Source organism: Streptomyces sp. NPDC051822, assembly GCF_044452745.1.
In the GTDB taxonomy this organism is placed as follows: Bacteria; Actinomycetota; Actinomycetes; order Streptomycetales; family Streptomycetaceae; genus Streptomyces.
Map to the genome: position 1 here is coordinate 57,102 of NZ_JBITBZ010000007.1, position 6,776 is coordinate 63,877.

A 6,776-nucleotide genomic window follows, 5' to 3' on the forward strand; every position below is an offset into this window, starting at 1 on the left:
CGCCCTTCTCCACGCCCGTAGCGGCGGCCGGGGATGCGCCCGGTGAAACGGGGAAGTCGTTTCCCTGTTCCATCCGGTGAGTCCTCGGAAGAAGGGCCCGGGATTCCCAGGGGCGCCGCCGGAAGGGCTCCACGAGCAAGGAGAGGCGGAACGGGGCTGCCATGTCTTGGATGAGCGATCTGCTGAACGATCTGCTGGCAGCGGTGTCGGAGATGAGCCCGGTCGCCAGATTCGCCCTGGCCTCGGCGTTCGCGTTCGCGGAATCCGGCCTCGGGGCCGGCATGGTCGTCCCCGGCGAAGTCGCGGTCCTGGCCCTGAGCGCCGGAACGGAAGGGACCCGCCCGCTGCTGGCCCTCTTCCTCGTCGTCACGATCAGCAGCTCGGCCGGCGACCACATCGGCTACTTCCTCGGCATCCGCTACGGGCACCGCATGCGGGAGACACGCCTGGTACGCCGGATCGGGCAGCACCATTGGGACCGCGCCCAGGAACTCTGCCACCGGTACGGGGCGAGCGCCGTCTTCCTGACCCGGCTGCTGCCCGTGGTGCGCACCCTCACCCCCGCGACCGCCGGAGTCGGCTCCGTACGCTATCTCCGCTTCCTCCCCGCCTCCCTCGCCGGAGCGGCGATGTGGTCCGCGCTCTACGTGTCCGCGGGAACGCTGGTCTCGGCCTCCCTGCGCGAGGCCGAGAGCCTGCTCTCCACCATCCTCTGGGCCCTGCTGGGTGTAGCGGCCGCCCTCACGCTCGCTGCCGTGTGGTGGCGGCGCAGGCACCGCCGTCGCAGCTCCTGACCGTGCGTCGCACCGTCCAGTGCCGTTCGCCCGCGATGGCACGGTCGTCGGCGAGTCGTCGGGGTCCGCCCGGCGAGTCGTCGCGGTCACTCGTCGGGCGGTCGGCGGAAACCGCGCGCGGCGAGGACCATCATCACCGCCATCAGGCCCAGGGCCGCGCACAGCGCTGCGGGCACCTCGCTCCCGACCTGCCCTCCCAGGGCGAGGCTCCGCGACGCCTCCACGGCATAGCTCACCGGATTCACGGTGGCGACGGCCGCCAGCCAGCCGGGCAGCACATCGACCGGTACGAACGCGCTGGAAGCGAACATCAGCGGGAAGTTGACGAAGAAACCGATGCTGGAAAGCACCTCCACCTTCCGCAGCCACGCGGCGAGCGCGATGAAGATCCAGATCAACGACCAGATCACCACCGTGGACAGCGCCAACGCCGCCACCAGACCCCCCACCCCTCCCCCGGCCCGGTAGCCGAACAGCAGATGGCCCCCGATGACCAGGACCAGCAACTGCATCCCCGAGCGCGTCAGATCGGCGATCGCACGCGCCACCAGCACCAGCGGCAGCGACAGCGGCAGGACACGGAAGCGGCGCACCATCCCGCCCTCCATGTCCCGCACCAGCCCCACCCCCGCGGTCTGCGAGGTGCCGATCCCGGTGGTGACGAGGAGAGCAGGCAGCAGGAACTCGATGTAGGACACCCCGCGCGGAAGGATCGAGCGGTCCGCGAGGCTGCCGAAGACCTGACTGATCAACAGCAGCATCACCACCGGCTGCGCCACGCTGAACAGCACCACCCTGCGGTCCGCGTAGACCAGGCGGATCTGGCGTGCTGTGAGGACCCGAAGCTGCGCGGCCCTGCCCGCCGGTCTCCAGCGCGGGACCCGCGCTCCCGTTCCGGGCTCGGCCAAGGGCGCCGTCGTCACAGGTACGTTCACGGGGTCTCCCGGGGGTCGCCGGTACGCCGCTCGGCCTCCGGGGTGGTACTCCGATGGGCTGTGCGCGCTGGAACGGGGGCAGGAGGACGGCCGACGGCACCCGCCGCGAGGGCGGGGGTGTCGGGCGCCGTAGCGGTGAAAGCGAGGTAGACGTCGTCCAGAGAGGGCTCCGCGTAGCGGATCTCGCTCACGTTCTGCCCCACGGCGTCCAGCACCCGGATCACCACGGCCAGATCCGCGGAATCCCCCGCCGGCACGGTCAGCTCGCCGCGCCCGCCCTCCACACCCGGCGGGAAACCGGCCCGGCGCAGAGCCTCAGCGGCCACGGCCCTGTCCCCCTGGGCCCCGACCGTCAGCGATATGGAACCACTGCCGGCCTGTGCCTTCAGCTCCACCGCCGTACCCGAAACGAGAACCCGGCCCGCCCCCAGGACGGTGATCCGGTCGGCGAGCCGGTCGGCCTCCTCCAGGTACTGCGTCGTCAACAACACCGCCGTACCGTCCCGCGCCAGCCCCTGCACCATCTCCCACAACCCGAGCCGGCTGGGCAGGTCCAGCCCCACGGTCGGCTCGTCGAGGAACAGGACATCAGGAGACCCGACCAGCCCCAACGCCAGATCCAACCGGCGACGCATTCCCCCCGAGTACGACACCGCCCTGCGCCCAGCGGCGGCACGGAGGCCGAACACCTCCAGCAACTCGTCCGCCCGGCCGACGGCCTGCGCCTTGGAGGCTCCGCACAGCCGTGCCACCAGGACGAGGTTGTCGTATCCGGAGAGCTGCTCGTCGAGCGCGGCGAACTGCCCGGTGACCCCGATGCGCCGACGCACCTCCTCGGGGCGGCCGACCACGTCGAACCCGGTGACCGAGGCGGTGCCCGACGTGGGGGGCGTGAGGGTGGACAGGATGTCGACGAGGGTGGTCTTGCCCGCCCCGTTGTGGCCCAGCAGGCCCATGATCTCGCCGCGCGCCACCGTCAGGTCCACGCCGTCGAGGGCCTGGACCGCGCCGAAGCGCTTGTGCAGGCCGGTGGCGTGGATCACTTGGTCCGCCGCCATCAGCTCAGCACGCGCCCGTGCTGCGCGCGCACGGCGCGGGACCGCCGGTGGTCCAGGTGGACGAAGGTGCGCTGGAGCCAGCGGTCCTGGCCGTCGTAGCGGGGGACGAAGGCAGTCCGCCCGTGCAGCGCGACGCGGTTGTCCACGTACACCAGGTCGGCCGGGTCCAGGACCAGTTCCTCGGAGACGGCGCGGACGGCGTCCGCCAGGGCGTCCATGGCCTGCCGGCCCCAGGGGTCGCTCGTGTGGGTGGCGTGGAAGTCGATACGGATGTCCGGGTCCTCCGCGTCACCGGTGAGCACGGCGTGCGGCTTGGTCCCGCTGTCCGGCCGCCCGAAGGAAGGGGGCGGCTCGGTGGTGAACAGGGGGCGTCGCAGCGTTTCGCGTGTTCCGGCGTCCAGGTGGTCCATCGCGGCGCGGATGGAGGCGACCCGCAGTCCGGCGGCCCGGTCGTGGTCGCTGCGGACGCAGAACAGGCCGACGTAGTCGGGGCGGTGGGGGTGGAAGGCGTTCTCGGTGTGCATCTCCAGCGGGACGGAGCCGGCGTTGGACTGCTGGCCCTCCCGGCCGGGCACGGGCACCACGTTCTGCACGAGCGCCCCCTGCTTCTCGTTGCGGTAGGCGATGACGTCGCCCAGTGCCATGGACAGGGCACACAGCACGGAGGCGCTCAGCGTCGCCCTGCGCTCCACGGAGTCGGCCTCCCGCGGAGTGGCCGGTACGCCGTCGGTGGCGGGGAGGTTGCGCAGGAGCAGTCTGCCGGTGGGGCCGGGGTCGTGGCGGAAGGCGCGGAGCCGGTCCTGGAGGCGGGCGGGCAGGTGGCAGGAGAGGGTGCGGCACCGGTCGAGCCATGCCTGTTCGTCCACGAGGCCGGGGTGCGTGCGCGTCAACTCCTGTGCCAGGGCCGCCACGTCGCCGCGTTCGGCGTCGGACAGGGTGAAGCTGTTCTCGGCGTTCATGCTGTTTCTCCGGGGGTGGGGAACCGTTCGGTTCGGATCTGCGGTGGGCGGCCGGGCACGGGCGTGCCTCAGCCGCGGCAGGGCTCCGCGACGGCGAACACGGAGTGGCGGTCGCTGCCCGCGTACCGGTCCTCCTGCTCGGTCAGGACGCTGAACCCGCGCCGCTCCAGCTCGTCGGCCATCGCTCGCAGCCGGCCGGCGGTGTTGCTGTCGGGGCTGTCGTGGACCTCCATGGCGATCTGGCGGACCAGTGGCCAGTGCCGGTCCGCCAGGCCCCGCAACACCTCCTGCTCACCGCGCTGGACGTCGATCTTCAGCAGGTCGATCCGGTCCACGGGGTGCTCGTCGAGGACCGCGGAGAGCGGGCGGAGCCGGCAGTTCACCTTCTCCTCGCGGAACCGGAAGGCGAGCAGCTCGTCCAGCATCCGCTCGGCCTCCGGCAGGTGGTCGGTCCGCACCTGCCCCCGGACGAAAGCCCGTTCCGCCTCGGTGTCCGCCAGGGTGCTGCGCGTGGACATGGTCGAGTAGCCCGGATAGTGGGTGAACTCGACCTGCTGTTCCGCCTCGGCGAGGCCGTAGGGGTGGGCGAGCCCTGCCACCGCGTGGCGCTCGCGGTTGCGGCGCAGGAGGTCGTACACCTGGGGGACAGGTTCGAAGGAGTGGATCGTGGCACCGGGACGCTCGGAGCGCACGAAGAGGGTGAACATGCCGATGTTGGCCCCGACGTCGAAGACCACGGGGGCCTCGGGCAGGTGCAGGGCCTCGGGCAGGTAGGCGCGGCGGGTGAAGATCTCGTCGTAGAGGAACTCGGTCTCATGCTTGTTGAGGCCTTGCACGTCGGCGAGGGCGATGGTCATCGGCGGCCTTCCTGTGAGGTGCGGCGGCTGTCTGTGGCGGTAAAAGCGGCTTGGCCGGAGGACAGGCCCTAGTCCGACATGGCGACCAGGATGCGGCGGTCGCCGGTGAAGGGCCTGCGGCCGTGAGCCGCCTGGATGTTGTCGACGAGCATGAGGTCGCCGGGCCGCCAGTCGTTGTCCACGGCGTGCTCAAGGCCGCGGTCGCGCACCTGGCGTGCGTGGTCGGCGGGTATCGGGGAGCCGTCCGCGAAGGCCACCGACTGGGGCAGTTCCTCCGGGGGCAGCATCCCCATCAGCGCGGCGGCGGCCTCGTCGCCGAGCGTGGCCGGGTGCCACTGGTCGCTCTGGTTGAACCACAGCCGCTCGCCCGTGGCGGGGTGCACGATGGTCGCGGGCCGCACGTGGCTGACGCGCAGTCCGTTGCGGGCGTTCCACTGCCAGGTGGCCCCGGTGCGGGAGAGGTAGTCCTCGACCTCCGAGCGGTCCTGCGTCTCGAAGGTGTCCTGCCAGCTCTTGCCGAGCCCGCGTCCCCCGTGGAGGTTCTGGGTGTAGCGCAGGCCGCCCGCGAAGGCGTCGCGGACGTCCTGGTCCAGTGCCCGGTACCAGGCGGCGTTGTCCACCACCGGTGTCGCGCCGCCGCTGTCGGCCGCCCGCTCGCAGTAGAAGAGCAGCCGGGCCGGCCACCGCGCGGCGTAGGACATCTCGCTGTGCATCGAGATGGTGAACTCCGCCGGGTACTCCGTGGAGGTGTACACGTTGTGGCCGACCTTGGTGCGCGGGGAGTTGCCGAAGACGTAGGGCAGGCGGTCCGGGAGCAGGAGCGGCATGATCTTCTCCAGCTCCTCCGGGCCCACTCCGAAGCCGCTCAGGACCAGCACTTTGTGGGCGGCCAGGAGTTCGTCGGTGTGCGCGGAGTCCTGGAGGAAGCCGGCCAGGGCGTCGGCGGTGGCGGGCAGCGCGTGGCTGTCCGGGCTGATCGCGGCGGGCCGCCAGGGGGTGGTCGGTTCCATGGAAGGGCTCTTTCAGACGTCGAGGAATCGGGTGATGAGCCGGTTGACCCGGTCGGGCTGTTCGAGGTAGCCGTAGTGGCCGCAGTCGGGCACCACGTGGTAGTCGGCTTCGGGCAGGGCGTCGGCGATCTCCTTGGCGAGGTGCGCCGGCGACACGATGTCGTCGGCGAAGGCGATCACCCGGCAGGGGGCCGTGATCCGGGCCAGGTCCTCCCCGTGGTCGTCGGCGGCGCTGATCTCCCTCTGGGTGCGGACACCGGGGCCCGCGGTCGCCGCCAGCTCGAAGAGGTCGAGCCAGTCGGCGATCCGCTCGTCGTCCGCGAGCGTCCTGGGCGAGAGGTTCTGCATGGCCCGCACCACCGCCCGGTAGCGGGGCGGCACGGTGACGCCGCTGTCGGCGAGATCGATCTCGGCGGCGGTCGCGGCGGCCCTCATCCGGTCCGCACGGGCCCGCGGCGCCATCAGGACACACCGGGAGACCAGGTCGGGGCGGATACGGGCGACCTCGAGCGCGACCCTGGCACCCAGGGACGTCCCCACGACCGCGCACGGGCCCAGACCGAGGTGCTCGATCAAGCCGACGGTGTCGGCCGCCATGTCCTGGAGGGTGAAGCCGGGGCCTCCGCCGCTGGGGGCGATGCCCCGGTTGGTGAACGTGACCGCCTCGAAGCCCGCGGCGACCAGCGCGGGCACCTGGTGCAGGTGCCAGCCCGTTCCGGCGGCGCCGCTCCCCATGATCAGGAGGACGGGGGGACCGCTGCCGGTGCGTGCGTGATCCAGGTCGATCCCGTTGATCCGTGCCAGCATCCAGGCTTCCTCGCAGTTCGTCGGCGGTCTCCGGGACCGGGGGTCGGTCGGTGAACGGGCGCGGAGGGCGCGGGCGGGCGGGTCCCTGCACGGGTCCGCCCGCCCGCGCCCTCCGGGTCACCGGGTCGAGCCTGCGGACTTCTCGTGGGCCTCCATGGCCTCGATGAGGCTCTGGGGGCGCATGTCGGTCCAGTTCGCCTCGATGTAGTCCAGGCACTCCTGGCGCGGGCGTTCGCTCACCACGGCCCGCCAGCCCGCGGGGATCTCGGCGAAGTGGGGCCACAGAGAGTGCTGGTTCTCGTCGTTGACCAGGACGTGGAAGACACCCTCGGCGTCGTCGAAGGGGTTGGTCATCG

At 71.8% G+C, this 6,776-nt stretch carries 8 protein-coding genes; 1 reads left to right on the plus strand and 7 read right to left on the minus strand.

What is annotated here, in order from left to right; genetic code table 11:
* Positions 1-170: 170 nt before the first annotated feature.
* Positions 171-794, plus strand: a complete 624-nt coding sequence (locus ACIA8N_RS22075) for a DedA family protein (RefSeq protein ID WP_365785926.1) — start codon at positions 171-173, stop codon at positions 792-794.
* An 86-nt stretch (positions 795-880) separates the two neighbouring features.
* Here the strand turns inward: ACIA8N_RS22075 and ACIA8N_RS22080 are convergent, their stop codons facing one another.
* The 7 genes from ACIA8N_RS22080 to ACIA8N_RS22110 form a co-directional block, all read right to left on the minus strand.
* A complete protein-coding gene (locus tag ACIA8N_RS22080; RefSeq protein WP_399416756.1) occupies positions 881-1,729 on the minus strand; it encodes an ABC transporter permease in 849 nt (282 codons plus the stop codon).
* Positions 1,726-2,787, minus strand: coding sequence for an ATP-binding cassette domain-containing protein (locus tag ACIA8N_RS22085; RefSeq protein WP_365785924.1), 1,062 nt, complete (start codon positions 2,785-2,787; stop codon positions 1,726-1,728). The genes ACIA8N_RS22080 and ACIA8N_RS22085 overlap by 4 nt, the downstream gene beginning before the upstream one ends.
* A complete protein-coding gene (locus ACIA8N_RS22090) occupies positions 2,787-3,746 on the minus strand; it encodes a TauD/TfdA family dioxygenase (protein ID WP_365785922.1) in 960 nt (319 codons plus the stop codon). Before ACIA8N_RS22090 ends, ACIA8N_RS22085 begins: the two co-directional genes overlap by 1 nt.
* A 68-nt stretch (positions 3,747-3,814) precedes the next feature.
* On the minus strand, positions 3,815-4,603 hold the full coding sequence (locus ACIA8N_RS22095) for an FkbM family methyltransferase (protein ID WP_365785920.1): 789 nt from the start codon (positions 4,601-4,603) through the stop codon (positions 3,815-3,817).
* Between the two features lie 68 nt (positions 4,604-4,671).
* Positions 4,672-5,613, minus strand: a complete 942-nt coding sequence (locus ACIA8N_RS22100) for a TauD/TfdA family dioxygenase (protein WP_365785918.1) — start codon at positions 5,611-5,613, stop codon at positions 4,672-4,674.
* Positions 5,614-5,625: 12 nt separating this feature from the next.
* Complete coding sequence (locus ACIA8N_RS22105) at positions 5,626-6,420, minus strand: alpha/beta hydrolase (protein WP_365785916.1); 795 nt, start codon at positions 6,418-6,420, stop codon at positions 5,626-5,628.
* Between the two features lie 117 nt (positions 6,421-6,537).
* Positions 6,538-6,774: an MbtH family protein gene (locus tag ACIA8N_RS22110; RefSeq protein WP_365779198.1), complete on the minus strand. Its 237-nt coding sequence runs from the start codon at positions 6,772-6,774 to the stop codon at positions 6,538-6,540.
* Between the last annotated feature and the right edge of the window lie 2 nt (positions 6,775-6,776).